The sequence below is a fragment of the Amycolatopsis umgeniensis genome, assembly GCF_014205155.1.
Classification (GTDB): Bacteria; Actinomycetota; Actinomycetes; order Mycobacteriales; family Pseudonocardiaceae; genus Amycolatopsis; species Amycolatopsis umgeniensis.
The window spans coordinates 3,615,628-3,642,528 of sequence record NZ_JACHMX010000001.1 but is presented as its reverse complement, the minus strand read 5'-3'; the positions used below and the strand labels follow the sequence as shown (position 1 = coordinate 3,642,528).

The 26,901-nt window shown below is 69.6% G+C and carries 23 protein-coding genes; 15 read left to right on the top strand and 8 right to left on the bottom strand.

What is annotated here, in order from left to right; genetic code table 11:
* Positions 1-3: 3 nt before the first annotated feature.
* Positions 4-567: an ArsR/SmtB family transcription factor gene (locus tag HDA45_RS16800; RefSeq protein WP_184896363.1), complete on the top strand. Its 564-nt coding sequence runs from the start codon at positions 4-6 to the stop codon at positions 565-567.
* Positions 564-1,808 (top strand): MFS transporter, encoded by a 1,245-nt coding sequence (locus HDA45_RS16795; RefSeq protein ID WP_184896361.1) that lies wholly within the window; start codon positions 564-566, stop codon positions 1,806-1,808. The genes HDA45_RS16800 and HDA45_RS16795 overlap by 4 nt, the downstream gene beginning before the upstream one ends.
* Before the next feature lie 15 nt (positions 1,809-1,823).
* Here the strand turns inward: HDA45_RS16795 and moeA are convergent, their stop codons facing one another.
* Positions 1,824-3,017, bottom strand: coding sequence for a molybdopterin molybdotransferase MoeA (gene moeA / locus HDA45_RS16790; protein ID WP_184896359.1), 1,194 nt, complete (start codon positions 3,015-3,017; stop codon positions 1,824-1,826).
* A 75-nt stretch (positions 3,018-3,092) separates the two neighbouring features.
* Between moeA and HDA45_RS16785 the strand changes: the two genes are divergently transcribed.
* The 5 genes from HDA45_RS16785 (at position 3,093) to groL (ending at position 8,190) form a co-directional block, all read left to right on the top strand.
* Entirely contained in the window at positions 3,093-3,770 is a 678-nt protein-coding gene (locus HDA45_RS16785) for a TIGR00266 family protein (RefSeq protein WP_184896357.1), read from the top strand.
* 4 nt (positions 3,771-3,774) lie between these two features.
* Positions 3,775-4,398, top strand: coding sequence for an AIM24 family protein (locus tag HDA45_RS16780; RefSeq protein ID WP_184896355.1), 624 nt, complete (start codon positions 3,775-3,777; stop codon positions 4,396-4,398).
* Positions 4,399-4,512: 114 nt separating this feature from the next.
* Positions 4,513-4,716 carry a cold-shock protein gene (locus HDA45_RS16775; protein ID WP_076160121.1) on the top strand — a complete coding sequence of 68 codons (204 nt, stop codon included), beginning with the start codon at positions 4,513-4,515 and terminating at the stop codon, positions 4,714-4,716.
* Between the two features lie 57 nt (positions 4,717-4,773).
* Positions 4,774-6,222 (top strand): protein kinase domain-containing protein, encoded by a 1,449-nt coding sequence (locus HDA45_RS16770; RefSeq protein WP_184896353.1) that lies wholly within the window; start codon positions 4,774-4,776, stop codon positions 6,220-6,222.
* Positions 6,223-6,561: 339 nt separating this feature from the next.
* Positions 6,562-8,190 carry a chaperonin GroEL gene (gene groL, locus HDA45_RS16765; protein ID WP_184905716.1) on the top strand — a complete coding sequence of 543 codons (1,629 nt, stop codon included), beginning with the start codon at positions 6,562-6,564 and terminating at the stop codon, positions 8,188-8,190.
* Positions 8,191-8,402: 212 nt separating this feature from the next.
* Here the strand turns inward: groL and HDA45_RS16760 are convergent, their stop codons facing one another.
* Positions 8,403-8,627 (bottom strand): PspC domain-containing protein, encoded by a 225-nt coding sequence (locus HDA45_RS16760; RefSeq protein WP_184896351.1) that lies wholly within the window; start codon positions 8,625-8,627, stop codon positions 8,403-8,405.
* A 164-nt stretch (positions 8,628-8,791) separates the two neighbouring features.
* On the opposite strand from HDA45_RS16760, the gene HDA45_RS16755 reads away from it, so the two are divergent.
* The 3 genes from HDA45_RS16755 (at position 8,792) to HDA45_RS16745 (ending at position 11,369) form a co-directional block, all read left to right on the top strand.
* Positions 8,792-9,586, top strand: a complete 795-nt coding sequence (locus HDA45_RS16755) for a transporter substrate-binding domain-containing protein (RefSeq protein WP_184896349.1) — start codon at positions 8,792-8,794, stop codon at positions 9,584-9,586.
* A 78-nt stretch (positions 9,587-9,664) separates the two neighbouring features.
* Positions 9,665-10,303, top strand: a complete 639-nt coding sequence (locus HDA45_RS16750) for an RlpA-like double-psi beta-barrel domain-containing protein (protein WP_184896347.1) — start codon at positions 9,665-9,667, stop codon at positions 10,301-10,303.
* A 157-nt stretch (positions 10,304-10,460) separates the two neighbouring features.
* Positions 10,461-11,369 (top strand): M23 family metallopeptidase, encoded by a 909-nt coding sequence (locus tag HDA45_RS16745; protein WP_221471148.1) that lies wholly within the window; start codon positions 10,461-10,463, stop codon positions 11,367-11,369.
* A gap of 37 nt (positions 11,370-11,406) precedes the next feature.
* Here HDA45_RS16745 and HDA45_RS16740 read toward each other — a convergent pair whose 3' ends face one another.
* A complete protein-coding gene (locus tag HDA45_RS16740; protein ID WP_184896345.1) occupies positions 11,407-12,345 on the bottom strand; it encodes an o-succinylbenzoate synthase in 939 nt (312 codons plus the stop codon).
* A 65-nt stretch (positions 12,346-12,410) separates the two neighbouring features.
* On the opposite strand from HDA45_RS16740, the gene HDA45_RS16735 reads away from it, so the two are divergent.
* On the top strand, positions 12,411-15,215 hold the full coding sequence (locus tag HDA45_RS16735; protein WP_343072079.1) for an AfsR/SARP family transcriptional regulator: 2,805 nt from the start codon (positions 12,411-12,413) through the stop codon (positions 15,213-15,215).
* Positions 15,216-15,334: 119 nt separating this feature from the next.
* On the opposite strand, the gene HDA45_RS16730 is transcribed toward HDA45_RS16735, so the two are convergent.
* The 3 genes from HDA45_RS16730 to HDA45_RS16720 all read right to left on the bottom strand — a co-directional run bounded on the left by HDA45_RS16730 (position 15,335) and on the right by HDA45_RS16720 (position 18,956).
* A complete protein-coding gene (locus tag HDA45_RS16730) occupies positions 15,335-16,150 on the bottom strand; it encodes a DUF72 domain-containing protein (protein WP_184896341.1) in 816 nt (271 codons plus the stop codon).
* A 55-nt stretch (positions 16,151-16,205) separates the two neighbouring features.
* The gene (locus HDA45_RS16725) at positions 16,206-16,961 is read right to left on the bottom strand and encodes a DUF4253 domain-containing protein (RefSeq protein WP_184896339.1); all 756 of its coding nucleotides are present in this window, start codon (positions 16,959-16,961) and stop codon (positions 16,206-16,208) included.
* Positions 16,962-17,309: 348 nt separating this feature from the next.
* Positions 17,310-18,956 (bottom strand): DNA repair helicase XPB, encoded by a 1,647-nt coding sequence (locus tag HDA45_RS16720; protein ID WP_184896337.1) that lies wholly within the window; start codon positions 18,954-18,956, stop codon positions 17,310-17,312.
* A gap of 85 nt (positions 18,957-19,041) precedes the next feature.
* Here HDA45_RS16720 and HDA45_RS16715 point away from each other — a divergent pair, with 85 nt between their 5' ends.
* Positions 19,042-19,677, top strand: a complete 636-nt coding sequence (locus tag HDA45_RS16715) for an LppU/SCO3897 family protein (protein WP_184896336.1) — start codon at positions 19,042-19,044, stop codon at positions 19,675-19,677.
* 27 nt (positions 19,678-19,704) lie between these two features.
* Here the strand turns inward: HDA45_RS16715 and HDA45_RS16710 are convergent, their stop codons facing one another.
* Positions 19,705-20,664 carry an ABC transporter substrate-binding protein gene (locus tag HDA45_RS16710; RefSeq protein WP_184896334.1) on the bottom strand — a complete coding sequence of 320 codons (960 nt, stop codon included), beginning with the start codon at positions 20,662-20,664 and terminating at the stop codon, positions 19,705-19,707.
* 191 nt (positions 20,665-20,855) lie between these two features.
* Here HDA45_RS16710 and HDA45_RS16705 point away from each other — a divergent pair, with 191 nt between their 5' ends.
* The 3 genes from HDA45_RS16705 to mdlC all read left to right on the top strand — a co-directional run bounded on the left by HDA45_RS16705 (position 20,856) and on the right by mdlC (position 25,970).
* Positions 20,856-23,525: a nitrate- and nitrite sensing domain-containing protein gene (locus HDA45_RS16705; protein ID WP_184896332.1), complete on the top strand. Its 2,670-nt coding sequence runs from the start codon at positions 20,856-20,858 to the stop codon at positions 23,523-23,525.
* Positions 23,526-23,540: 15 nt separating this feature from the next.
* On the top strand, positions 23,541-24,218 hold the full coding sequence (locus HDA45_RS16700) for a copper homeostasis protein CutC (RefSeq protein ID WP_184896330.1): 678 nt from the start codon (positions 23,541-23,543) through the stop codon (positions 24,216-24,218).
* Between the two features lie 168 nt (positions 24,219-24,386).
* Positions 24,387-25,970, top strand: a complete 1,584-nt coding sequence (gene mdlC / locus HDA45_RS16695) for a benzoylformate decarboxylase (protein ID WP_184896328.1) — start codon at positions 24,387-24,389, stop codon at positions 25,968-25,970.
* Between the two features lie 48 nt (positions 25,971-26,018).
* Here the strand turns inward: mdlC and HDA45_RS16690 are convergent, their stop codons facing one another.
* Positions 26,019-26,888, bottom strand: a complete 870-nt coding sequence (locus HDA45_RS16690) for an ABC transporter ATP-binding protein (RefSeq protein ID WP_184896326.1) — start codon at positions 26,886-26,888, stop codon at positions 26,019-26,021.
* Positions 26,889-26,901: the final 13 nt, after the last annotated feature.

Below are 26,901 nucleotides of genomic sequence, written 5' to 3'. Positions count from 1 at the left end.
GTTATGGCCGACCGTGAAGTGCGTGAAGTCCACGATTCGAAGGTGCTCGCCGCGATGTCCCATCCGCTGCGCCGCCGCCTGCTCGACGTCCTCCGCCTCGACGGCCCGTGCACGGCGTCCGTACTCGCCGAGCGGACCGGGCAGGCGGTCGGGAACGTCAGCCACCACCTGAAGGTGCTGGCGGCCAGCGACCTCGTCGAGGAAGCGCCGGAACTCGCCCGAGACCGGCGCGAGCGCTGGTGGCGTCGCGTCGGGTACGCGGTTTCCTGGTCGCCGTCGGACTTCCCCGACGACCCGGTCGCGGCCGCCGCCGAATCCCTCGCCCTCGAACGCCAGGTTTCCATGGCGCGCCAATGGTTCGCCGAACGCGAGACCTACCCCGAGGAGTGGCATCGGGCCGCTTTCGTCACCGACAGCTGGATGAAGCTCTCGGTCGCGGAAATGGCCGAAATCGAGGGCCGGATCCAGGCGCTGGTCCGGGAGTACAGCGACCGGGAACAGCCGGACGACGGCCAGGAACGCAGGCCGGTGTTCTTCGCCACCCGAGCCGTCCCGGCCCGGCCGTGAGCGTCCGCGAACGCGGCGGTTTGCTGCGCTCCCGCGATTTCCGGCTGCTGTGGACCGGCGAGACGACCAGTGTGCTCGGCAGTTCCATCGCCGTCGTCGCGCTGCCGCTCGTCGCGGTGGTCACCCTGCAGGCGAGCACGTTCGCGGTCGGGCTGCTGACCGCGGCCGCGTGGCTGCCGTGGCTGCTGATCGGCTTGCCTGCCGGTGCCTGGGTCGACCGCTGGCCGAAACGGCCGATCATGCTGGTGTGCAACACCTTCTCCATGCTGGTGTTCCTGAGCGTCCCGGTCGCCGCGTGGTTCGGCCTGCTCACGATGACCCAGCTGCTCGCCGTCGCCGTCGCGGGCGGCGTCGCGAAGGTGTTCTTCAACGTCGCGTACCGCGCGTACCTGCCTTCGCTGGTCGACAAGGAGCAGCTTCAGGAGGCCAACGAGAAACTGCAGGGCAGTGAATCCGCCGCGCAGATCGGCGGACCCGGTCTCGCCGGCCTGCTGGCGCAGGGCTTCGGCGCGGTCACGGGAGTGCTCGCCGACGCTGTCAGTTTCGGGATTTCGATGCTGTGCCTGCGCTCCATCCGCTACCGCGAGCCCGCACGCCCGGCCAAGGCGCGTTCGCGGCTGCGGGACGAGATCCGCGACGGTCTCTCGTTCGTCCTCCACGACCCGTACATGCGTGCCCTCGCGGTCTTCGGCGCGGTCTCGAACGTCGCGCTCATGGGCTACCAGTCGATCGAGGTCGTGTTCCTCGTCCGTGAACTCGGCGTGGGAGCGGGAACCGCCGGACTCGTGCTCGCACTCGTCGGCGCGGGCGGTGTCTTCGGGGCCGCGTTGTCCGGCAAACTCGCCGCGCGGATCGGCACCGCCCGCGCCTTCATGTTCTGCGAGGGCGCCGGAGCGTTGGTGATGTTGCTGGGACCGCTGGCGAACGGCGGCTGGGGGCTCGCGTTCTTCGTCGTCGCCGGATTTTCGCTCAGCGCCGGGGTCGTCGGCTCGAACGTCCTCAACGCCACCTTCAAACAGCGCTACGTCCCGGCGGCCATGTTCGGCCGGGTCACCGCGAGCACGTCCATGCTGAGCCTCGGCGCGATCGCGCTGGGCGGCCTGCTCGGCGGGCTCCTCGGGGAGACCGTCGGCGTGCGGCAGACGCTGGGACTGATGGCCGGCCTCGAGGTCGTCGCCGTCTTCGCGCTGCTATTCACGCCGATCGGCCGGTGCCGCGACTTCCCATCGGATCGCGATTAGCCCGCTAAACGCAGGTCACAGCAGGAGGACGTCCACCTCGTCGCCCTGCTCGACCGAGTCGACCTCCTCCGGCAGCACGATCAGGCAGTTCGCCTGCGTGAACGACGCCAGCAGATGCGAGCCGGGGCCGCCGCGCGGTCCGACGATCCCGGTCACCTCGCCCTCGGAATGCGTGTAGAAGCCCCGCCGGAACTGACGCCGTCCGGCGGGGCTCTTCATCGCCTCGGTCAGCCTGGCCCGCACCTTCTGCCTGTCGACACCCGTGTGCCCCATCGCCGCGAGCAACGCCGGCCGCAGGAACGCCTCGAACGACACGAGCACGCTCACCGGGTTGCCCGGCAAGGTCACCACCGGCACGCCGTTCCACCGGCCGCAGCCCTGCGGCCCGCCCGGCTGCATCGCGATCTTCCGGAATTCCACGCCCTGCCCGGTCAGCGCGTCCTTCACCACTTCGTACGCGCCCGCGCTGACCCCGCCCGAGGTCACCAGCAGATCCACTTCCGCCAGCCGCGGCTCGATCACCGCGCGGAACTCGTCCACGTCGTCGACGACACTGCGCACGACCTCGGCCTCGCAGCCGAGCGCGCGCACCGCGGACGCCAGCATGATGCTGTTCGACTCGTAGATCTGCCCGTGCCGCAACGGATTCGGCGCGTCGACGAGTTCGGTGCCGGTGGACACGACGAGCACCTTCAACGGCCTGAACACGGGGACCTCGGCGAGCCCGACGGCCGCCGCGAGGCCCAGTTGCGCCGGGCCGAGCACGGTTCCGGCCGCGAGTGCCACAGTGCCCTGGTCGACGTCCTCGCCGAGACGGCGGATGTGCGCGCCCGGGACGGCCGTCCTGAGAATCCGGACGTCCGTCACGCCGCCGTCCGTGTGCTCGACCATCACGATCGCGTCCGCGCCGGGCGGTAGCGGTGCGCCGGTCATGATCCGGTGCGCGGTACCCGGCTCCAGCTTCCCGATCTCGACACGGCCGGCGGGGATGTCGTCGGCGACGGGCAGTGTCACCGGTACTTCGGTCACATCGGCCGCGCGGACGGCGTAACCGTCCATCGCGGAGTTGTCGAACGGCGGCAGCGAGACCCCCGCGAGCACGTCTTCGGCCAGGACGAGCCCGGCGGCGGAGGCGAGTGGAAGACGGATGACGGGGGCGTTCCCGAGCAGGCCGGTGACGGTCTCACGGTGGGCGTCGACGGAGATCACGCCGACCATCCTCCCGCCTCGGGGCCCGCGTGCAACACTCTGCGCGTCACAACGAACCACCGGGGAGAAGAAGACATGCAGGTTCAGATCCGTCACCAGCCATCGTTCGCGGTGGCGAGGCTCATGCTCGCGCCGGGTGAACCGGCGCAGGTCGAGTCCGGCGCGATGATGGCGACGAGCTACGGCGTGCAGGTCCAGTCACAGGCGCAGGGCGGCATCATGAAGGGCCTCGGCCGCGCCTTCCTGTCCGGCGAGTCCTTCTTCATCTCCACCTACACCGCCCCGCAGAACGGCGGCTGGGTCGACGTCGCCGCGAACCTGCCGGGCGACATGCAGGTCATCAACCTCGACGGCCGCACCGGCTGGTGCGTCACCCGCGGCTCGTGGCTCGCGTCCTCCCACAGCGTGCAGACCGAGACCAAATGGGGCGGGCTCAAGAACCTCGTCGGCGGCGAGGGCGGCTTCCTGACCCACGCGACGGGACAGGGCCCGCTGGTCGTGGCCTGTTACGGCGCGCTGGAGACGGTCACCCTCCAGCAGGGCGAGGTGATCACCATCGACACCGGGCATGTCGTCGCGTTCGCCGACACCGTGCAGTACCAGATCCGCAAGGTCGCCACCGGCGTCATCCAGTCGATGAAGAGCGGCGAAGGCCTCGTCTTCGACTTCGCCGGACCGGGCCAGCTGCTCACCCAGACCCGCAACCCGTCGGCGCTGTCCGCCTGGGTGATCGCCCAGGTCCCCGCCCGCTGAGCGCATGCGGATCCAGACGAGGCACACCCCGAACTTCGGGGTCGCACGTGTGCTGTTGTCCCCCGGCGAGGCCGTGCAGGCCGCCGGGGACACCATGCTCGCCAGCAGTTTCGGCATCACCGAAACCGTTCCCGCGCGCGGGGGTTCCCGGGCAGGCAAGGCCGCCCCTTCGGTGTTCAACGCGCCGGAGGGCGGCGGCTGGATCGACTTCGCGCCGCTGACCGCGGGCGACGTCTACCCGCTGGAATTCACCGGCGGCGCGGGCTGGTGCGTGAGCCGCGAAGCGATCCTCGCCCGGCCGGCGACCATCCGGCAGGACCCGGGCTGGGCGCCGCTGCAGAAGCTGTTCGGGGCCGATTCCGGTTTCCTGGAGCACTACAGCGGAAGCGGTCCGCTCGTGCTGGCCGCGCAGGGCCCCGTCGACGCCTTCGAACTCACGGCGGGCGAACTCGTCACCGTGCGGCCGGACTTCCTGCTGGCCTATCCGGACACCGTGCAGTGCCGTCTCCGCGCGGTCGATCAGGCCGGACCGCAGTCGGTCCGCACCGGCGAAGGGCTCGCGCTGGACTTCGCAGGACCAGGACGCGTCCTTGTGCAAGCGCGCAATAGGCGGCTTTCTCGCGGGTGACCTTGGGACGAATTGAGCATTGCCGACGCCGGTAATTCGGGTAGCGTCTACTGCACTCGAAACCGCCGTCCGGGGCAGAGAAGGCCGGCGGGCCCCGTGCTGAGGGAGTGCGCCGTGGCAGTCGGCACCGTCAAGTGGTTCAACTCGGAAAAGGGCTACGGATTCATCGAATCCACCGAAGGGCCCGACGTCTTCGTCCACTACTCGGCCATCCAGGCCGATGGATTCCGGACGCTCGACGAGGGTGATCGCGTGGAATTCGAAGTTCAGTCAGGCCGTGACGGGCGGAGTCAAGCGGCGGACGTGCGCAAGGTCTAGCGGGAAGTTCAGCCGACCCCCGGCAGCCGCCGGAACTGGCGCGTTAGGCTGCGCTGCGTGACAGGCGATGAGTCGGGGGACCTGACCGGTCGCCGGCTGGGCAACTACCGCATCGACGGTGTGCTCGGCAAGGGCGGCATGAGCGTGACCTACAAGGCCACGGACGTGCGGCTCGGACGCAAGGTGGCACTGAAGGTCATCGGTGATCACCTCGGGGCCGACGCCGAGTTCCGCGAACGCTTCGTCGACGAGGCGCGGAACACGTCCGCGATCGACCATGCCAACGTCGTGCCCTTGTACGACTTCGGTGAGCTCGAAGGCATGCTCTACATCGCCATGCGGATGGTCGACGGCGGCGACCTCGCCGGCCTGATCTCCGGCGGCCCGATCGCGCCCGCCCGCACGCTCACCATGCTCGACCAGGTCGCCGACGCGCTCGACACCCTGCACAACCGGGGTCTCGTGCACCTCGACGTCAAACCGGCCAACGTCCTGGTCACCAGCAAGGAGACCTCACGCGAGCACGTCTACGTCGCCGACTTCGGCCTGACCCGGCGCGGCGCCACCGGACACCGCACCCGCGGCGGCGACTTCCTCGGCTCGCCCACCTACGCGGCCCCCGAGCACCTGCGCGGCGAGCCGCTCGACGGCCGCACCGACCAGTACGCGCTCACCTGCGTCCTCTACGCCTGCCTGACCGGCAGCCCACCCTTCAAGGGCGACGTGCAGACGGTCATCAAGGGCCACCTGAACGGCGAGCCCCCGGCCATCTCGCGGATCGTCGGCCTGCCGGCCGGGATCGACGAGGTCGTCCGGAAGGGAATGGCGAAGAATCCCGCCGATCGCTACCCGAACTGTGTTGAGATGATCGCGGCCGCCAGGCGCGCCCTCGGCCCGCTCGCGGCGTCGAACGAGCCTCCGGGCCCGCCCGGACAGGCCGCGACCGTCCAGCAGGCGGTTCCGCAACGGCAGAACACGCCGCCACAGGGAGAGGGGGGCCCCGTGCACCCGTACGGAGGACAGCAGCCTGGCTACGGCCAGCAGGGACCGGGACCGCAGGGTCCCCCGCCGCAAGGCCCGCCCCCGCAGGGTCCGCCGCCCGGTTACGGCCCGCCCCCGCAGCAGGGCGGCTACCAGCAGCCCGGCGGTTTCCAGCAGGGTCCGCCCCCGGGTTACGGCCCGCCGCCGCAGCAAGGCGGTTTCCAGCAGGGCGGCTACCAGCAGGGTCCGCCTCCCGGTTACGGCCCGCCGCCGCAGCAGGGCGCTTTCCAGCAGCAGCCCAAGAAGGGCGGCGGCGCCAAGTGGATCTGGATCATCGTCGGCGCCCTCGTGGTCGCGGGCGCGATCGTCGCGGCGATCTTCGTCTTCGGTGATTCGAGCAGCGGCAACGGCCCGCAGACCACCGCGCCGAACATCCCGGTCGGCCCCGGCAACTCGCAGTCGCAGTCTCCCGAGTCTTCGGCGAAGGCTCCTCCGACGTCGATCTCCATCAAGCCGAGCAACTGACACGCAGGGCTGAAGGACGCTTTCACCGCATGCGATGTGGTGAAAGCGTCCTTCGCCGCGTCTCATGGGGGCATGGTTCCCTTCAGCCACGCCACCCCGCTGACCTGCGGTTCTTGCACTCGACCCGGGAGAGTGCTAAACACGGCATTGGCACTCGACGCCGTCGAGTGCCAGGCAGGCGGTCACCGACCGCTCGCCTGAAGGTCGGGACGGTGAGGCCGCACCCTTGATCGGGTGGGTCGTCCGTCGCGGGCACCGAGCCTGGCCGAGGAAAGAGTCCTGCTGCCGCCGCTGACCACAGCGCGGCGGTGGCGCCCAATACCGGAGGACCACACCGCAATGGCCAAACTGATCGCGTTCGACGAGGACGCCCGCCGCGGTCTTGAGCGCGGCTTGAACACCCTCGCCGAAGCCGTCAAGGTGACCCTCGGCCCGCGGGGCCGGAACGTCGTGCTCGAAAAGAAGTGGGGCGCGCCGACGATCACCAACGACGGTGTCTCCATCGCCAAGGAGATCGAGCTCGAGGACCCGTGGGAGAAGATCGGGGCCGAGCTCGTCAAGGAAGTTGCCAAGAAGACCGACGACGTCGCGGGTGACGGCACCACCACCGCCACCGTGCTCGCCCAGGCTCTCGTCCGCGAGGGTCTGCGCAACGTCGCCGCCGGGGCCGACCCCATCAGCCTGAAGCGCGGCATCGAGGCGGCCGTCGAGGCCATCACCGAGCAGCTGCACAAGGCCGCCGTCCAGATCGAGACCAAGGAGCAGATCGCCGCCACCGCGTCGATCTCCGCCGCGGACCGCACCATCGGCGAGCTCATCGCCGAGGCGCTGGACAAGGTCGGCAAGGAAGGCGTCGTCACCGTCGAGGAGAGCAACACCTTCGGGCTCGAGCTCGAGCTCACCGAGGGTATGCGCTTCGACAAGGGCTACATCTCCGGTTACTTCGTGACCGACCCGGAGCGTCAGGAAGCCGAGCTCGAGGACCCGTACGTCCTCCTCTTCGGTTCCAAGATCTCCACCGTCAAGGACGTGCTGCCGCTGCTGGAGAAGGTCATCCAGTCCGGCAAGCCGCTGCTGATCATCGCCGAGGACGTCGAGGGCGAGGCTCTGGCCACCCTGATCGTCAACAAGATGCGCGGCACCTTCAAGTCCGTCGCCGTCAAGGCCCCGGGCTTCGGTGACCGCCGCAAGGCGATCCTGCAGGACATCGCGATCCTGACCGGTGGCCAGGTCATCTCCGAGGACGTCGGCCTCAAGCTGGAGAACGCGGACCTTTCCCTGCTGGGCAAGGCGCGCAAGGCCGTCATCACCAAGGACGAGACCACCATCGTCGAGGGTGCGGGCGACGCCGACCAGATCCAGGGTCGCGTCAACCAGATCCGCGCCGAGATCGAGAACTCGGACTCGGACTACGACCGCGAGAAGCTCCAGGAGCGTCTGGCGAAGCTGGCCGGCGGCGTGGCCGTCATCAAGGCCGGTGCCGCCACCGAGGTCGAGCTGAAGGAGCGCAAGCACCGCATCGAGGATGCAGTGCGCAACGCCAAGGCCGCCGTCGAAGAGGGCATCGTCGCCGGTGGTGGCGTCGCTCTCATCCAGGCCGCCGAGGCCGCCTTCGCCGGTCTGAAGCTCGAGGGCGACGAGGCCACTGGTGCCAACATCGTCAAGGTCGCCGTCGAGGCGCCGCTCAAGCAGATCGCGATCAACGCCGGCCTCGAAGGCGGCGTCGTGGCGGAGAAGGTCAAGTCCCTCCCGCAGGGTCACGGCCTCAACGCCGCCACCGGTGTCTACGAGGACCTGCTCGCCGCCGGCGTGCCGGACCCCACGAAGGTCACCCGCTCCGCGCTGCAGAACGCCGCTTCCATCGCGGCGCTGTTCCTGACCACCGAAGCCGTCGTGGCGGACAAGCCGGAGAAGGCCTCGGCCGCTCCCGCCGACCCGTCCGGTGGCATGGGCGGCATGGACTTCTGAGTTCGAGCCAGTAGCACCACCGGAAAGCCCGGACGCGCCTCGCGCGTCCGGGCTTTTTCCCATGGCCGGCCCCCTGCACGCGAGAAGGCCCGGACATCCCCATGTCCGGGCCTTCTCGCCTTACCCCCGTACCCCCGCCGACTCGCGTTTAGCCCCCTAATCGCGATCCGGCAGACGGACGCCGCGTCCCCTGCGCGCGGCGTCCGCCTCGATCAGGATTCGCCCGGCTGCTCCGGAGTCAGGAGCCACGCGGCGACGTAGACCGGGATCGCGAACCCGGCGGTGAAGAAGGCGCCCGCCACCAGGGCGATGCGCAGGATCGCGGCGTCGATCCCGAAGTAGGCGGCCCAGCCGCCCGCGACGCCCGCGATCATCTTGTCGGTCCGGCTGCGGTAGAGCTTCTTGGTGGCCTGGGGGGTGTACACGCTGTTGGTCATGGCTCAATGTTCGCCCGGGACCGACCCCCGGCACATCGGGGAAGGGCCCCGACCCGACCCTGGAATCCGACCCTGAGGGGGCGGGAAACCGCTGCGCAAGTGAGAAACGCGCACCGGCTCGAAGAGCTGGTGCGCGCCTATCTCAGGGCGTGGAAGATGCCTTGATGACGATCAAGGCGAAAGCACTCACCTTCGGGGTCGCGGTGCTGACCGTGCTGGGAATCGGCACGGCCGGTGCCGCCCCCGAAGCCCATGACGCGCGAAGCAGGCTCGACGTCGTCCAAGCACGCGGCGAGATCCGCGTGTGCTCGACGGGGGACTATCGCCCGTTCACCTATCGCGACGCCGCGGGCGTGTGGAGCGGGATCGACATCGACCTCGCGGGCGATCTCGCGCAGCGGCTCGGCGTCCGGCTCCAGCTGGTCCAGACCACTTGGAAGGCGATCGCCGACGACGTCGGACGGAAATGCGATCTGGCGATGGGCGGCGTGTCGGTGACCCTGGACCGGGCGAAGAAGGGTCTCTACACCGCTCCCTATCTCCGGGACGGCAAGACGCCGATCACCTTGTGCGAGAACGAAAAGCGATTCCAGACCCTGGAACAGATCGATCAGCCGGGTGTCCGGGCGATCGTGAATCCGGGCGGTACCAACGAACAGTTCGCCGACGCCAACCTGAAGCGGGCGAGGATCGTGCGGCATCCGGACAACAACACGATCTTCGCCGAGATCATCGAGGGCCGCGCCGACCTGATGATCACCGACGCCACCGAAACCCGTTGGCAGGCAAAACAGAACCCGCGTTTGTGCGCGGTGCATCCCGATCAGCCGTTCACCTTTTCGGAGAAGGCGTACCTCCTGCCGCGTGACGTCGTGTTCAAGGAATGGGCCGACCAGTGGCTGCACCTCGCGCTGAACGACGGCACCTACGCGCGTATCGCGAAACCTTGGCTCGGCTGAAATCGGTTTGAACCACTTTCGTTATCCGACCGTATCTCCAGATGTGGGTGAGGAGGAACCAGACCGGAGGAAACACGGATGATGAACAGCGCCGGGAAACACCGCAAGCGCGCGACGATCGGCATCGCGTCCGTACTCGGGGTGGCCGCCATCGCCGCGGCGATGTTCGCGATCAGCACGCCCGACGGCCAAGCCGCGGAAAGCTGCCAGGGACTGGACACCGCCCTCCGGAACAACCTCGACTTCATCGCCGGGCAGAAGGCGGATCCGGACGCCCTCGCCGAGGCGCGGATCGCGAACCGGCAGGCCGTCGTCGACCTCATCCAGCAACGCCGCCAGGCCGCGGGCTGCACCGAGGTCGTCCAAGCCGACGGTGGGAAGACCGAGAGTGGGCAGGCCGCCGGGATGGACGACGCCATGGCGGGCGAGGACCAGGCGGCCGAGGAAGAAGCCGTGGCGACCGGGGATGGCGAGGTCGTCTGCCAGGGCTCCACGGTGACGTTGTCCGGCGAGGGCGGCGCGCCCGCCGCGTCGAGCGGCGAGTTCCCGGCGGGCACCAAGCTGAAGGTGACGAACCTGGACAACGACAAGTCCACGACCGTCGAGGTCACCGGTGCCTCCGGCAGTTGCGCGCTGCTGAACAACGCCGCGTTCGAGCAGGTTCGCGAACCGGGCAAGTTCCTGATCCGCCGGGCCGTCATCGAGCGGGTCGGCTGAGACACCCGCTCCGGAACGGGGAAGACGCGGACGGATCCGGTGCGGACGCGACGCGAGCCCTCCTGGTCCCCTCGCCCAGGAGGGCTCGTGGTCGTTTGTATCTCGCTTGTACGCCCTTTCGGGACGCTTCTCGCGAAACGCCGAGAAAGGACATCCGATGAGATTCAGACGAGTGGTCACCGCGGCCGCCACCGCCTTGCTGGGCATGGCCGGGCTGGCGATCACCGCGACGTCGGCCGAAGCCGCCGTCGGGCCGCGTCCCAACTTCCAGCTCCCGTTCCCCTGCAACCAGGTGTGGAACGGCGACAACGACAACAGCAGCGCGCACAGGGCCTACGAAATCGACTTCAACCGCGGCAGCTCCGCGGGGGCGGACCTGGGCGACACCGTCGTCGCGGCGGCCGCGGGCAAGGTGGTCACCTCGGCGCATCAGGGTTCGGCGAACGGCTTCGGCAACCTGGTGAAGATCGACCACGGTGGGGGATGGTCGACCTACTACGCGCACCTGAAGGTGCGTTCGGTCGCGGCCGGCGTGCAGGTGGCGCAGGGGCAGAAGATCGGCGAGGTCGGCAACACCTCCAAGCCGGGCAACAACATCAGCCCTCACCTGCACTACGAAGTCCGCACCAACGACGCCCTGTGGCCGGACAACATCAAGCCCGCGTACTTCAACGGCGCGAAGTTCGGCTACCCCAACGCCAACGTGACCTCCAAGAACACCTGTGGCGGCAACGGGAATCCCAACCCGTACGACGCCGTCGAGGTGTGCGGCGACGGTTACAAGGTGATCGACTCGCAGGCGCTCGGCAGCGCCGCGACCACGTACCTGCTGTACAACGGCACGACCAAGAACAACTGCGTCACCACCATCAAGGCCACTTCGGTGGGCACGGGCAGCGCGGTTTCGGCCTTCCTCGAAGTGGAAGGCGCGGCCAGGAAGACCGATTCCGGCAGTTTCGAGTACTACGCGGGTCCGGTGAGCGCGGCCGCCGGCGCGAAGTGCGTCAAGTGGGGCGGCTCGGCGGGGTCCTCCAGCTACGAATCCCCGCTGGAGCACTGCGGTTGATCGTGAGCGGGCCGCTCCCCACCGGGAGCGGCCCGTGTCACGCGAGGTGGGCGCGCACGCGGGTGAACCGGTCCGCCCAAGCCGCGCGGACGTCCGGGCCCGCGGCGTGCGCACCGAAGAGATCCGGTTCCGGCGCCCGGCGCGGCACCGGCAGGTGACCGTCCACAGGGGACAGTGAAGTGCCGCAGACATCCCCGGTCAGCAAGGACATCGTGCCCAGTCCGCACGCGAAGTCCAAAGCGGGCAGTGCGCCCGCGAGCGCCAGCCCCGCGGCGAGCCCGACGCTCGTTTCGACGGCGGAAGACACCACACAAGGCAGGCCGCAGGCTTCGGCGACCTCCAGCGCGCGGCGGACCCCGCCCAGCGGCGCGACCTTCAGCACGGCGATGTCGGCCGCTCCGGCCACGGCCACCTTGAGCGGGTCTTCGGCCCGGCGGATCGACTCGTCGGCGGCGATCCGCACGGAGACCCGGCGCCGGACGTCGGCGAGTTCTTCGATCGACGGGCACGGCTGCTCGACGTATTCGAGCCCGCCCGCCGCACGGTCCAGTTCACCGATGGCCTTGATCGCGGTGTCCACGTCCCAGGCCGTGTTCGCGTCGACGCGGACCGCGCCCGACGGACCGAGCGCGGCCCGCACCGCCTCCACCCGGGCGCAGTCCTCGGCGAGGCTCACCCGAGGGTCGGCGACCTTCACCTTCGCCGTGCGACAGCCCGACGCGGACACGAGTTCGTACGCCTTCTCCGGCGACACCACCGGGACGGTCGCGTTCACCTCGACGCTGTCCCGCACCGGCGACGGCCATCCGCGTTCGCTCGCCTCCAGCGCGGACGCGAGCCACGGCGCGCTCTCGGCGTCGGAGTAGTCGGCGAACGGGCAGAACTCGCCCCAGCCGGACTCGCCGCGGATCAGCAGTCCTTCACGGACCGTGATGCCGCGGAACCTCGTGCGCAGGGGAATCGCGTAGACGTCCATCGCCGCCGATCATGCCACTGCTGGAATCAGGTGCCGTTTTCGGCGATTCCGGACAGAATGAGCGCGTGGCACTCGACTTTCGCGTGCTGGGGCCCACCGAGGTCACGGCCGACGGGCTGCCGGTGCCCTTGGGCGGCAGCAGACCGCTCATCGTGCTGGCGGGCTTGTTGCTGCGCGCGAACACGGTGGTACCGGTCGAGGAGCTGGGCCGCTGGCTGTGGCCGGACGACCGGCGGCGGTCCAAAGGCGCCTTGCAGACCTACATCCTGCGGGTCCGCCGCGCCCTCGGCGACGAGGTCACCATCCGCACCGAACGCGGCGGCTACCTGCTCGAACTCGACGAGAGCCTGCTCGACCTCGCCCGTTTCCGCGCACTCGCCGCGGCGGGAGCGGAGTCCGCTGCGGACGGTGACCAGCGTCAGGCCGCGGAGCGCTTCGCCGCCGCGCTGGCCGAATGGCGTGGCCCGGCGCTGCAGAACGTCCACTCCGAAGCGCTGCTGCGGGACGAAGTCGATCAGTTGGGCGAAGAGCGGCTTCGTGTCCGAGAACAGTGGGCCGACGCGCTCATCGCCCTCGGCGAGCACGCCACCGTCATTCCCGAGCTGACCAGGCTGTGCCGCGAGAACTCGCTACGGGAGCGGCTGCACGAGCAGCTGATGCTCGCGCTCTACCGCTCCGGCAGGCAGGCCGAGGCGCTGAACGTCTACCGCCGGATCGGCGCGGTGCTGGCCGAAGAGCTCGGCCTGGACCCAGGCGCTTCGCTGCAGCGGGCGCACCAGGCGATCCTGACCGGCGAAGAGTCCGTCGAGACCACATTGGACTCCGAGCTGACGCGGTACCGGCTCGGCGCCGAGCCGATGATCCCGCGTCAGCTCCCGGCGGATCTCCGGGTGTTCTCCGGCCGTCAGCGTGACCTCAAAGCACTCCACGGACTCGTCCCGGAAGCGCTGGACACCGAGCGGTCGACGTCCATCGCGTCGATCGAGGGGATGGGCGGTATCGGCAAGACGACGCTCGCCGTCCACTTCGCGCACGAGGTCGGTGAGCGTTTCCCCGGTGGGCAGGTATATCTCAACCTGCGTGGATACGGCCCCGGCGATCCCGTCGAACCCGCCACCGCGCTCGAAACCATGCTCGTCTCGGTCGGTGTCCCCGCCGACCGGATCCCCGCCGGTGTCGACGGCCGCGCGGCCACCTGGCGCACCTACAGCGCCGGCCGCCGGATGCTGATCCTGCTCGACAACGCCGCGAGCACCGAGCAGATCCGGCTGCTGTTGCCCGGCCCCGGCTGCCTGGTGCTGGTGACCAGCCGCTGGCAGTTGCACGCGCTCGTGGCGACCCACGGCGCGCGGCGCGTCGCGCTGGAGGAGCTGCCGGACGAGGACGCGATCACCCTCATCGCGTCGACGATCGGGCTGGACAGGGTCACCGAGGATCCCGACGCCACCGAACGGTTCGTCCGGTACTGCGGCGGGCTGCCGCTGGCCATCCGGATCCTCGCGGTGCGGGCGGCGCAGTTCCCGGATCTCGCGCTGCGGGACTTCGTCCGGCTGCTGGAAGCCGAACAGGACAGGCTGGATTCGTTCGACCTCGCCGACGGCGACGAGACGAACATCCGGGCCGTCTTCTCGTATTCCTACCGGGCGCTCGACGAACGGGCCGCGAGGATGCTGCGGTTGCTCGGCCTGCCCACCGGCGGCGACTTCAGTTTGCCCGCGGCCGCGGCGGTGGCCGGGGTCGACATCGCGGAAGCGCGGGTGGACCTGGCGAAGCTGGCTTCGGCGCATCTGATCGCGCGATCCCGGCCCGGCCGGTACCAGTTCCACGACCTGATCCGCGCGTACGCGGCCGAACTGTCGGCGAGGTTGGACGGACCCGAGGAACGGACGAGAGTGCTGGACAGGCTGCTCCACGCATCGCTCGCCTCGGCGCTGAACGCGTCGCGGCTCTTGCGGTCGGACAGGCACTACCGGCTCGTCGAACCGGAGCGGTTCGACGGCGCGGGGCTGAAGTTCGGGCACTACGAACAGGCGCTGGACTGGTTCGATGAGGAGGCGGGCAACCTCATCGCCGCGGTGAACGTCGCCTACCGGGAGCGGCGCTACCGGGAGTGCTGGCAGCTCGCCTGGCTGTTGCAGTCGTACTTCATCGTGCGGGCGAGGCTGGAGGACTGGCGCTCGGTGTTCGGCGTGGCGCTCCGTGCCGCCCGCGATCTGGGGGACCGCTCCGGCGAGGCCGCCATCCTCAGTGGACTGGGCGTGGTCTGCGGAGTCGCGCGCCAGTACGAGGACAGCATCGTCTACTTGAAGCAGGTCGTCGAACTGCAGCGACAGGTCGGAGACAGGCAAGGGGAGGCGCGGGCTCTCTACAACCTCACCCTGGCCAGCCAGGACCCCGGCACGGCGTGGGAGTACGGGACGCGCGCGTTGAAGCTCATCCGGGAGCACAACGTCGGTGCCGGAATGGAGGCCAGCGCGCTGCAGGCCCTCGGCGACATCTCCACCCAGGCCGGCCGTTTCGAGCAGGCGCTCGACTTCGCCGACCAGGCACTGGCGCTCGAGGTCCACGCACTCCCCGACGAAGCCCGGTTCACCCTGCACACCAAGGGGACCGCGCTCGTCGGGCTCGGCCGCGGCGACGAGGGGATCGCCTGTATGCGCCGGGCCGTCGAGATGTTCTTCGCCCACGGCGAGCTCTACGAGGCGGCCGACGTGCTGGCCCAGCTCGGCGGAATCCATCTCAGGCTCGGCGATCCCTCGTCGGCGCGTGACTGCTGGCTGCGTTCGGTGCGGGTGCTGACCGAGCTCGCGCATCCGGACGCCGAGGACGTCCGGACGAAGCTCGCCTCACTCGTCTCCGGCCAAAGTTGAGCGAGGCACGGGCGCCCGGCGTGCCGACCCCCAGTCGCAGCACGCGAGTACGCCCGTGACCTCACGCGTCACCTAACAGGACACCGCTCACTGTGCGCTGACTGTGCAGCGTGCGCGGCTCACGCCAGGAGTTTCGCGAGGGCGATCGCGTTCTTCGGCGCCTCGGCCTTCACGTCGTTGTCGAAGTAGACGTACGTGTCGCGATCCCAGCCCTCGATCTTGCGAGCCCATCGTCGGAGCGCCTTTTCGCCGTACCCGCTGACGTACAGCTCCTCATCGCCGTGCAGGCGGACGTACGCGAAATCCTCACTCGTCATCTCGTCGACGAACGGGAACTCGCCTGCGGTGTCGGCGACCACGAGCGCGATGCCGTGCTTCCGGAACAGCGCGAGACTCTCGGGCTCGGCGAAGCTCGGATGCCGTACTTCGACGGCGTGCCTGAGCTTCCGGCGAGGCTTCGCGTCGGTGTGCGGTTCGGCCTTCAGCTTGTCGTCGTGTTCGCTCGCGAGCTCGGCGGCGGCGTGACTGGTGCGCGGCAACAGCTCGAAGAACCTCTCGACGCGCTCGGCGTCGAACGCCAGCCGCGGTGGCAGTTGCCAGAGGAACGGCCCTAGTTTCCGGCCGAGCGCCAGCACTCCGGAGGCGAAGAAGTTCGCCAGCGGCGTCTCGACGTCACGCAGCTGCTTCAGATGTGTGATGAACCGGCCGCCCTTGACGGCGAAGACGAAGTCGTCCGGTGTCTGCGCGGCCCACGCGCGGTACCGCTCGGGACGCTGCAGGGAGTAGAACGAGCCGTTGATCTCGGCCGAGTTCATCCGGCCGGACAGGTACTCCAGCTCACGCCGCTGCACCAGGCCGCGAGGGTAGAAGTCCCCGCGCCAGGGTGGGTAGCGCCAGCCCGAAGTGCCGATCCTGATCTCGGCGACGTCGATCACCGCCTTCCTGATCCGCCGCTCTGATTCCCCCTCTCCCCTCGGCGCAAACGCCCGCTCAGGCCCACGAGAACTGCCACCGGCGGGTCTGGACCAGGCTGGAGGCGAACTCGCGCAGATTGCCCGGCTGACCGGCGAACGCGGGCAGGCAGAACGAGCGATGCTCGGCAGCGACCGTGAGCGCGCGGCCCTGGGTGCGCGGCGGCGCGGCCACCGACAGCTCCATCGAGTCGAAGCCCAGCACGGTCAGCGTCGCGCCGAAGCGGTCTTCCCAGCTGCGCAGGACCGCGGACAGCTCGTGGACCTGATCGGTCGCCTTGATCATGCCCGTCCAGCCGAGGATCGCCGGGATGTCGGCGGGCCGGTCCGTCTGCACCAGCCCGAGCCGGTGCGGCCCGCGCGCGGCCAGGATCGACCCGGTGTTACCCGCCTCGGCCAGCGGATCCGCCCGGCGCGACGGGCGACGGGCGAGGCCGGGGAACTTCGCGCCGAACGGACGCAGGCAGGCACCGTCGCAGCACGACGTGTCCCACCAGCGGGCCAGCACCTCGGCCGGATCCACCGAGGAGATCCGGTGGTCGGCGGGGGCGAGCCTGCCACGATCGTCGATCCAGTCCTCGCCGTTGGCCGCGAACCGCTGGTCGTGCGGGATCAGCACCGGCCACAACCCGGACCGGTCGAACTCGGCGACACAGCCGGTGTAGCGCTCCGGCCTGGTCAAGGGCAGGTCCGAGACCCAGATCCGGCCGTGCCACCGGCCGGGCGGCAGGGTCTGGACGGGCGGCGTACCCGGACGGAACGGTGCGATCGTCATCGGCTTCCCCTCGAACTGGTGTTCGGTCAACTCTACCCGAACACTAGTTCGAAGCACCGACAGTTTTCGATACCCCGTTTGCGGGATTCCGAGGTCGGCGCCTCATGCGTCCCTGAAGTCACAGGGGCACCATCGGCACCGTCCACAAGGGAGAGTGCTGCCCCGTCGCGTTCAGTCCTCTGGATGCGGTAGTTGCGCGCGCAAGGACCGCGCTCGCGTGATCAGGAACGGGACTCACGTGATCGGGCGCGCAACTCGCGTGACTGGAGGCGGCATTCGGGTGTGCGGTGCTTGATCACGCGAGTTCCGCGCCCGATCACGTGAGATCCGGGCTTGATCACGCGAGGGTCACATCGGGCGCAGCAGGTCGTCCGCGTCCACGATCCGGTACGCGTAGCCCTGTTCGGCCAGGAACCGTTGCCGGTGCGCCGCGTACTCCGTGTCGACGGTGTCCCGCGAGACGACCGAGTAGAAGTGCGCCTGCCGTCCGTCGCCCTTCGGCCGCAGCAGCCGTCCGAGCCGCTGCGCTTCTTCCTGTCGCGAGCCGAACGTCCCGGAGATCTGGATCGCCACCGAAGCCTCCGGCAGGTCGATCGAGAAGTTGGCGACCTTCGAAACGACCAGCGTCCTGATCTCACCGCGCCGGAACGCGTCGAACAGTTCCTCGCGTTCCTTGTTCCGTGTCGCGCCCTGGATCACCGGGGCGTCCAGTTCGTCGCCGATCATCTCCAGCTGGTCGAGGTACGCGCCGATGACCAGCGTCGGCTCGCCCGGATGCCGGTCCACCAGCGTTTTGATCACCTTGGTCTTGGTGTCCGCGGTCGCCGCCAGCTTGTACCGCTCCTCGGCCTCGGCTGTCGCGTACGCGAGCCTCTCGGCGTCTGTCAGCGTCACGCGGACCTCGGTGCACTCCGCCGGCGCGATCCAGCCCTGCGCCTCGATGTCGCGCCACGGGACGTCGTACCGCTTCGGGCCGATCAGGGAGAACACGTCACCCTCGCGGCCGTCCTCGCGTACGAGGGTCGCGGTCAGCCCGAGCCGTCGCCGCGACTGCAGGTCCGCGGTCATCCGGAAGACCGGCGCGGGCAGCAGGTGGACCTCGTCGTAGACCACCAGGCCCCAGTCCCGCGAGTCGAACAGGTCCAGGTGTCGGTACTCGCCCTTGGTCTTGCGCGTGACCACCTGGTACGTCGCGATGGTGACCGGCCGGATCTCCTTCTTCTCGCCGGAGTACTCGCCGATCTCCTCCTCGGTCAGCGAGGTCCGCGCGATCAGCTCCCGCTTCCACTGCCGCCCGGCGACGGTGTTCGTCACCAGGATCAGGGTCGTCGCCTTCGCGTGGGCCATGGCCGCCGCGCCGACCAGGGTCTTGCCCGCGCCGCACGGCAGGACGACGACGCCGGACCCGCCCGCCCAGAACGCCTCCGCGGCCTTGCGCTGGTAGTCACGTAGCTCCCAGTCGTCCTCGGCCAGCTCGATCGGATGCGCCTCGCCGTCGACGTAGCCCGCGAGATCCTCCGCGGGCCAGCCGACCTTCAGCAGCGCCTGCTTGAGCCGTCCGCGTTCGGACGGGTGCACGATGACGGTGTCCTCGTCGATGCGCGCGCCCAGCATCGGGCTGATCTTCTTGTGCCGGAGGATCTCCTCCAGCACCGCGCGGTCGATGGTCGACATGACCAGTCCGTGCGCCGGATGGTTGGCGATCTGCAGCCGCCCGAACCGGCCCATCGTGTCCACGATGTCGATGAGCAGCGGCTGGGGCACGGGGAATCGCGAGTACGTCGTCAGCGCGTCGACGACCTGTTCGGCGTCGTGGCCCGCCGCGCGGGCGTTCCACAACGCCAGTGGCGTGATCCGGTAGGTGTGGACGTGCTCGGGCGCGCGTTCCAGTTCGGCGAACGGCGCGATGGCGATCCGCGCGTCGTCGGCCTGGCTGTTGTCGACCTCGAGGAGCACGGTCTTGTCGGACTGGACGATCAGCGGGCCATCGGTCACATCCTCCTTTATACGTTCCCGCCACACCGGCTCCCGTCGCGGCACCGCTGGTGGAAGGATGTGCGGGAGGTGACTGGAGGGGATCTTGACGACTACACCGACCGGCGGGCCGCCCGAGTACGACCCGTTCAACGCGCCCGCCCCGCTGCCCGCGATGCCGGACGTGGGGATGCCGACGCCGTTCCCGAAGCCGCCGCCGCTGAGCGTCCTGGCCAAGGTCTCGATCGTGCTGGGTGTCGTCTTCGCGCTGGGCTTGGGGAGCCTGGCCGCCTGGGGGATGTCGCGGACGGGCGACTTCGGCTCGGTCGAGGCGGGCGAATGCCTGTACCTGACCGACGAAGCCGGTGGCGGCCAGAGCTACACGACCGCCGGGTGCACGTCGAGCCGCGCGACCTTCCGCGTCGACAGCGTGCGCACCGGCTCGGCCGAGTGCCGCGGTTCGGATTACGTCCAGTTCGAGCTGTACGGCAGGTCTTCGGACAAGAAGGCCGAGAAGACGCTCTGCCTGGCGCTGAACGTCGAGACCGGGGACTGCCTTCGCGACGTCGTGCACGAGACGCGGATCGCGAAGGTCCGCTGCACCGACATCACCGCGGAGGCGCGGGCGCTCGTGATGCGGGGACCGTCGGAAAGCGTCTGCGCGTCGGACGACACCGCCCTGCACTACACGGGGCCGCCCGAGCGCACCGTGTGCCTGCGGCCGACCGGCGAAAACATTTGAGGGTGGCGGCGGGGCGGGGTCCGGCATCTAAGGGCGCGGAACCATCGCCTGGACGTCGAGCCGGGCGCCGATCATCCGCGAGTTGTGCATCAGGTCGGCGACGCGCTGCAGCCGGATGCCGTTGAGGGAGACCGGGTAGGTCCCGAGCGAGATCAGCGACGCGGTGGTCCGGTCGATGTCGGAGAACGTCGGCAGCGCGTCGCGGACGACCGCCGGGTCGGCCGCCCGCACCTGCGCCTCGCCGAGCACCTTCCGGAAGGCCGCGAGCGTGCGCGCGTTGCCCTGGCCGAAGGTGCCCGTCGAAACGTAGGACGACATCGGGAAGTCCAGCGTCGCGCCGCGGGCGCCGTCGGCGAGGATGCTCGCCCCGAGTTCCTTTTCGGCCCTGGTGATGTACGGCTCGACCATCCACGCGGCATCGACCTCGCCCGCCTGCAGCGCCTGCGGCATCCGATCGAACGGATGCTGCTTGAACTGAATCTTGTTCACGTCGACGCCCGCGGTCCCGAGCACCGAACGGGCCGCGAGCACGCCGACGTCGTCGAGCATGTTCACCGCGATCTTCGGTGACTTCTTGAGCGTCGGCTCGGTGTACTCGGACCCGGGGAGTGTGACGAGCGCCATGGTGTTGCGGCCGGCGGTGTAGGCCTCGCCCTGCAACTGCAGCGCCGTCCCGGCCGCTGCGGCGCGGAAGATCGTGACGTCGCTGGCGAACGCGATGTCGACCTCGCCCGCCGAGAGTTTGCTCATCGCCTGGTCGGCGGGAACATCGACAAGGGTGACGGAAAGGCCGGCGGCGGTGAATTTCCCGTCGGCCACGGCGACCCTCAGGGGCGCCGTGTCGAGGGGGCTTCCGACGCCGATTCGTAGTTCCGCCCGTTCGAGTGGCGCGTCGGTGCTTGCGTCACCGCCGGAAAACACTCCGCAACCGGCTGTCGTCAGCAGAGCCGCTACCAGCGGAATCGCCAAGATGCGCATCTTCGTCACCGCTCACCTACCGAGAGAATGTGCTCCTCCTGCTGGATCGTATGGTCCGGGCCCCATACGATCGCGTGCGGGAGACGCCGGATTGCGCGGCTTTCGATCGTTCTCGAACCTTGTTACTCTACAGTAGGTTCGGGCTCTCGTCCCCGATGTCAGCCATGGGAAAGGGTCCCGTGGTGGGAAAAGGAAACCAGGTGGCCCGTCGCGACAAGCGTCCCCGTGGGGGCGACGCGGCGGAACGGCATCCGCGTGTCGGAGGACGCTGGCGGCTGCGGAACTGGCACCTGCGTACCAAACTCTTCGTGGTCCTCCTGATCCCCGCGCTCGCGGTGGTCGCCCTCGTCGGGCTCCGGGTCAACTCGGATCTGCGCGATGCCCGGCAGCTGGCCGAATTCGCCACCCGTGGCCGGGTCGACAGCACCGTCGCGGAGGCGGTGCACCAGCTTCAGCGCGAACGAGACCTCACCGTCCGGTTCGTCGCGGGCGATCGCAAGGGCGACGTCTCCGAGCTGACCGAGCAGCGCAACCGCGTCGACGAGGCCATCGGCACCTTCGACCGCACGCTCGGCGAGAGCAAGAGCAGGCTCGGCGACAAGGCCGCGACCAGCCTGCAGCTGACCAGCGACCGCCTGCGGGTGCTGACCGGACTGCGGTTTTCCGCGGAACACTCCGCTTTCCCCGCCGACGCGGTGCTGCGTTCCTACAGCGAACTCATCGGCGGCCTGCTCGACATCAGCGATTCCACCGCCGCCGACGTCTCGGACCCGGATCTCGGGAAGCTCCGCCTCGCGGGCAACGCGCTCGCGCGGATCAAGGACCAGATGTCGGTCAAACGCGCGATCATGGCGGCCGCGCTCGCCCAAGGCGGCCTCAACCGGGATCGGACGCGCGCGCTGCTCGGCGCGGAGGCCGAACTCGCCGCCGCCCGCAACGACTACCGCACCTTCGCGACGCCCGAACAGCAGCGGATGTACGACGACACGGTGATCGGCCTGATCGTCGACATCGGCAACGACATGGTGGAATCGGCGCTCATCCGCGCGGAGAACGACCAGGGGCTCGGCGGGCTGGATCCGAACCAGTGGGACACCTCCGCCACGTACACGGTCAATCTGGCCCACCAGGTGCAGCAGGCGGTGCTCGTCCAGCTGCAGGAACGTACGGACACCCTTGCGGCACAAGCGAGAACGTCCGCGATCTGGGACGGCGGCATCGTGCTGGCCGTCCTCGTGGTCGCCGGTGTGCTCTCGGTGATCATCGCGCGTTCGCTGCTGCGGCCGCTGCGGATCCTGCGCCGCAGCGCGCTCCAGGTCGCCGAACACCAGCTCCCCGCGGCCGTCCAAGGCCTGCTCAGCGATCCCGAGCCGCAGCCGGAGAACCTGCGGCGACGGCTGGCCGTCGCGCCGGTCCCGGTGTTCAGCCGCGAGGAACTCGGCCAGGTGGCGCGGGCGTTCGACGCGGTGCACGGCGAGGCCGTCCGGCTCGCCGGGGAACAGGCCATGCTGCGGGAGAACATCAACGCGATGTTCGTGAACCTTTCCCAGCGGAGCCAGGATCTCGTCGAGCGGCAGCTTTCCGTGCTGGACCGGATGGAGGCCGACGAACAGGATCCCGACACGCTCGCCGGGCTCTTCGAACTCGACCACCTCGCGACGCGGATGCGGCGCAACAGCGAGAACCTGCTGGTGCTCTCCGGAACCGACGTCGTCCGTGAGGACGGCGGCGCGGTCGTCGCCGACGAGATCATCGGTGCCGCGCTTTCGGAGGTCGAGCACTACCAGCGCATCGAACTCGGTGCGGCGCCGCGGATCGCGGTCCGCGGCGAGGCGGTCAACGACCTCGTGCATGTGGTGTCGGAGCTGCTCGAGAACGCGACCCGCTATTCGGATCAGAGCACGATGGTGCAGGTCGAGGGGCACGAGACCGAACGCGGCGAATGGCAGATCGAGATCACCGACCACGGCGCCGGGATGCCGCAGGCGGAGATCGACCGGACCAACACGCGGCTGGCGAATCCGCCGGACGTCGACGTCGAGGTCTCACGCCGGATGGGCCTGTTCGTGGTCGCGACGCTGGCCGTCCGGCACCGCATCGACGTCCGCCTGCGCTCCGCCGACGGCGGCGGGATCACCGCGGTGGTCGTCGTACCCGCCGGGCTCATCGTCGAAGCGCCCCGGCCCGCCCCGATGCCGGAACCCCCGCCCGTCGCCACCCCGCCCGAGCCGGAACCCGAACCGCCGCTGGAAGTCCCGCCGCTGCCCGAGCCGGAGGAGAGCGCGGCCGAAGAGTCGCGGTTCGCGCCCGTCCTGGACCCCGGGCCGCTGCGGCGCGCGCCCGTCGTCGAGCGCGAGACCCCGCCGGAGTGGCCTTCGTCGGACGATGACGCAGGCAACCACCTCGAACTCGACTCGCCGACCGAGCGGATGCCCAAGTACCAGAGCGTGCTTTCGCAGTGGTTCGACCACGGCGGCCCGCGCGAAGGGCCTTCGCCCGCCGAACCCGGTCCGCCCTCCTTGCCGTCTTTCGAGCCGGTGAAGGCGGCCGAGGAACCCGCCCAGGATCCGGACGAGCCGACCGAGCCGAAGCTGAAACCGCTGGAGCCCAAGGAAAAGACGCCCGAACCCGAACCCGCTTGGCCGACGTCCGCCGAGCTGGAGCAGGAGGACGGGGCGGAGGAGACCTGGCCCGTGCTGCCCGCCGTCGTCCCCGAGGCGCGGTCGCAGGACGACAGGCCGGAGAAGCCGCGAGGGGAGAGGCCGATACTCTCACTTTCCCCCGAAGCGGTCCGCGAACGGATGACCAGCCTGCAAGGCGGGTTCCGGCGCGGTCGCCACGCCAGGGGTGACGACAACCCCTCGGCTTAGCGAATTGGAAGGTCCATGAGTTCGAAAACCGGCCTGCTGGAAGTGATCGCGCTGACCGCGGTGGACGCGGAGCGCGCACAGGAGGGCGGGGCCGATCGCCTCGAACTGGTCAGTGACATGGCCAGCGACGGTCTCTCGCCGTCGGTCGAGACGCTGCGCGACGTACTCGCCGCCACAGACCTCCCGGTGCGGGTCATGCTGCGCGACAACATGTCCTTCGCCGCCGGCGACCTCGACGGGCTGCGCGCGGACACCGCCCGGCTGATCGACGCGGGCGCGCGGGAGTTCGTCTTCGGCTTCCTGGACCTGGAAAGCGAAATCGACGTCGACGCCTGCGAGACACTGGTCAAGGAGCTCGACGGGCTGCCGTGGACCTTCCACCGGGCCATCGACCGCGCGCGGGACCCGTTGCGCGCCTACGACCAGCTGGCCGCGCTCGGCTGCGACACGGTGCTCGCGGCCGGGCATCCGCACGGCGTGGCGCACGGTCTCTCGGTACTGCAGCGGCTCGCCCGCCGGACGGACGGGCCCCAGCTGCTCGTCGGCGGTGGCCTGCGGGCGCAGCAGGTGCATCTGCTGCGGGCGGGCGGGGTGCGCGCGTTCCACGTCGGCAGCGCGGTGCGGCTCGGCGGCTGGACGTCCGATGTGGACGCCGCCGCCGTCCGAGAGTGGGCGGCCCTGGTCAAGGACTAGGCACTGTCGTGGGTGCCTCCGTAGTCCGTGAAGGCCTCCTTGAGGGACCCAGGGTCCCTCAAGGAGGCCTTCACACCGGGGCAACGCAACGGGTCAGGTCCAGACCACAGACGGTGATACGAGGTTGCATCTTCAACTATCCGGTTCGGACGAGATACCGTGTGCGCCATGGGTACCCGCACCGTACGTGACGCGACCAGGGAATTGCTGCGCGATCTGGGCCTGACGACGATTTTCGGCAATCCCGGCACGACCGAGATCGCCTTCCTGACGGAATGGCCCGACGACTTCACCTACGTGCTCGCGCTCCACGAGGCGTCCGTCGTCGCGATGGCCGACGGGTACGCTCGCGCGTCGCGGCGGCCGGCGCTGGTGAACCTGCACTCCGCGGGCGGGGTCGGCCACGCGCTCGGGCATGTCTTCACGGCCTACCGCAACAACGCCCCGCTGATCATCCTCGCCGGACAGCAGACCAGGTCGCTGCTGCCGGACGACCCCTTCCTCGGCGCCGTCGAAGCGACGAACTTCCCCAAGCCGTACGTGAAGTGGAGCTGCGAACCGGCGAGGGCCGAGGACGTCCCGGCGGCGCTGGCGCGGGCGTATCACATCGCGACGCAGGCACCCATGGGCCCGGTGTTCGTCTCGGTGCCGGTGGACGACTGGGACGTCGAGACCACCAAGCCGATCATCTCCAGGCCGTCGATCCGTGGCTTCGCGCCCGATCCGTCCGCTTTGGACGAACTGGTGTCCGCCTTGGACGCCGCCGAGCGCCCGGCGATCGTGGTCGGCCCCGGCATCGACGGTGAAGGCGCCGTGCCGGACGTCGTCGCGCTGGCCGAGAAGGTGGGCGCCGGGGTCTGGGCGCCGCCGATGGGCGCGCGGTGCTCCTTCCCCGAGGACCACCCGCAGTTCTTCGGTTTCCTGCAGCCGGAACGGAAAATGCTCGCGAGCGCGCTGGCCGAGCACGACCTCGTGGTGGTCATCGGGGCCCCGGCGTTCACCTACCACGTGTACCGGGGCGAGTCGGAAACCGCGCTGCCGCCGCTGTTCCTGATCAGCGACGACGAGCAGATCCTCGCCAGGGCCGCCGAGGGCATCGGGATCCGGTCGACGCCGAAGCTCGCGATCCGCGCGATGCTGGACCGCGCCGCGCCGCGGGAAGCGCCGAAAGCCCGCACCCGGATGGAAAAGCCCGCCGCGGTCACGCCGATCACGCCAGGCTTCGCCTACGCCGTGATCTCGGAGGTCCTGCCGGACAACGCGATCGTCGTCGAGGAGACGCCGAGCCACCGCAACGAACTGCATGACCACCTGCCGATCAGGTCCACCGACTCCGGCTTCCTCACCGTCGCCAGCGGCACCCTGGGCTACGGCCTCCCGGCCGCCGTCGGCGCCGCGCTGGCCCGCCCGGACCGCAAGGTGGTCGCCATCCTGGGCGACGGCTCGAGCATGTACTGCGTCCAGGCACTGTGGACGGCGGCGCAGAACAACCTGCCGGTGACGTTCGTGATCTTCGACAACTCGCAGTACGCGGCCGTGCGCATCCTCGGCGAGGCGGCGGGCGGGGAGAAGGTACCGGGCGTCGACCTCGGCGGCATCGACTTCCCCGCGCTGGCGAAGAGCCTGGGCCTGGAAACTTCGGTCGTCGAGAAGGCGGAGGACCTCAAGCCGACGCTGGAGGCCGCGCTGCCGGACGAGCGCCCGCATCTGGTGCACGTCCGCATCGACGCGAACCCGCGCACCCTCTACTGAGAGGGCTGAAGGGCGCTTTCCCCGCATCACATGCGGGGAAAGCGTCCTTCAGCTCTTGGCGCGGACCTCAGCGGCAGCGTCGGCCGCGGCTTCCTGTTGCGCCAGCTCGTACTCGGCCGCGTCGGAGGCCGCGGTGACCGCCTCGGGGGCACCACCGTGCAGCAGCCGCGCGACCTCGCCGCGCAGCGTCACGAACTCGGCGGACTCGCGCGTGGTGATCTGGTTCCGCTCCGCGGGCAGCCCGACAGGCAGGTCCGCGACGATGGTCGCGGGCGACTTCGACAGCACCAGCACCCGGTCCGACAGGTAGACGCTCTCGTCGATGTCGTGCGTGACCACGAGGATCGTGCTCCCGTTCTCGCGCTGCACGCGCCGGGTGAGGTCCTCGAGTTCGAACCGCGTCTGCGCGTCGACGGACGCGAAAGGCTCGTCCATCAGCAACAGCGCGGGCTGGCTGGCCAGCGCCCGCGCGATCGACACACGCTGCTGCATGCCGCCCGAGAGCTGCCACGGGAACTTCGCCCCGACCCCGGACAGGCCGACCGAATCCAGCGCGTCCTGCGCCCGCGTCCGGCGCTCGGAACGGCTCAAGTTGCGCCACCGCAAGGGGAACTCGACGTTCTTCGCGACCGAGAGCCACGGGAACAGCGAGCGGCTGTAGTCCTGGAACACCACTGCCAGGTCCTCCGGCACCCCGGAGGAGACGTCGTCGCCGTGCAGGCTGACGCGGCCGGACGTCGGCTTGATCAGCCCGGCGATGCAGCGCAGCAGCGTCGACTTGCCGCAGCCCGACGGGCCCACGATGCTCGCGAGCTGACCGGCTTCGACGGTGAACGAAAGGTCGTTGACCGCGACGTGCGCCTTTTCTCCCGCGCCGTACCGGTGGTTCAGCGCGGAGACTTCGAGCATGGTTGACATCTTGCTGACCCTT

What these genes read in the sequence shown, in the direction of transcription:
- HDA45_RS16800 (WP_184896363.1), top strand. Translation starts at nt 4, where the DNA reads ATGGCCGACCGTGAAGTGCGTGAAGTCCACGATTCGAAGGTGCTCGCC.
- HDA45_RS16785 (WP_184896357.1), top strand. Translation starts at nt 3,093, where the DNA reads ATGCAGGTTCAGATCCGTCACCAGCCATCGTTCGCGGTGGCGAGGCTC.
- HDA45_RS16780 (WP_184896355.1), top strand. Translation starts at nt 3,775, where the DNA reads ATGCGGATCCAGACGAGGCACACCCCGAACTTCGGGGTCGCACGTGTG.
- groL (WP_184905716.1), top strand. Translation starts at nt 6,562, where the DNA reads ATGGCCAAACTGATCGCGTTCGACGAGGACGCCCGCCGCGGTCTTGAG.
- HDA45_RS16760 (WP_184896351.1), bottom strand. Translation starts at nt 8,627, where the DNA reads ATGACCAACAGCGTGTACACCCCCCAGGCCACCAAGAAGCTCTACCGC.
- HDA45_RS16755 (WP_184896349.1), top strand. Translation starts at nt 8,792, where the DNA reads ATGACGATCAAGGCGAAAGCACTCACCTTCGGGGTCGCGGTGCTGACC.
- HDA45_RS16750 (WP_184896347.1), top strand. Translation starts at nt 9,665, where the DNA reads ATGATGAACAGCGCCGGGAAACACCGCAAGCGCGCGACGATCGGCATC.
- HDA45_RS16745 (WP_221471148.1), top strand. Translation starts at nt 10,461, where the DNA reads ATGAGATTCAGACGAGTGGTCACCGCGGCCGCCACCGCCTTGCTGGGC.
- HDA45_RS16740 (WP_184896345.1), bottom strand. Translation starts at nt 12,345, where the DNA reads ATGGACGTCTACGCGATTCCCCTGCGCACGAGGTTCCGCGGCATCACG.
- HDA45_RS16725 (WP_184896339.1), bottom strand. Translation starts at nt 16,961, where the DNA reads ATGACGATCGCACCGTTCCGTCCGGGTACGCCGCCCGTCCAGACCCTG.
- HDA45_RS16700 (WP_184896330.1), top strand. Translation starts at nt 23,541, where the DNA reads ATGAGTTCGAAAACCGGCCTGCTGGAAGTGATCGCGCTGACCGCGGTG.
- mdlC (WP_184896328.1), top strand. Translation starts at nt 24,387, where the DNA reads ATGGGTACCCGCACCGTACGTGACGCGACCAGGGAATTGCTGCGCGAT.
- HDA45_RS16690 (WP_184896326.1), bottom strand. Translation starts at nt 26,888, where the DNA reads ATGTCAACCATGCTCGAAGTCTCCGCGCTGAACCACCGGTACGGCGCG.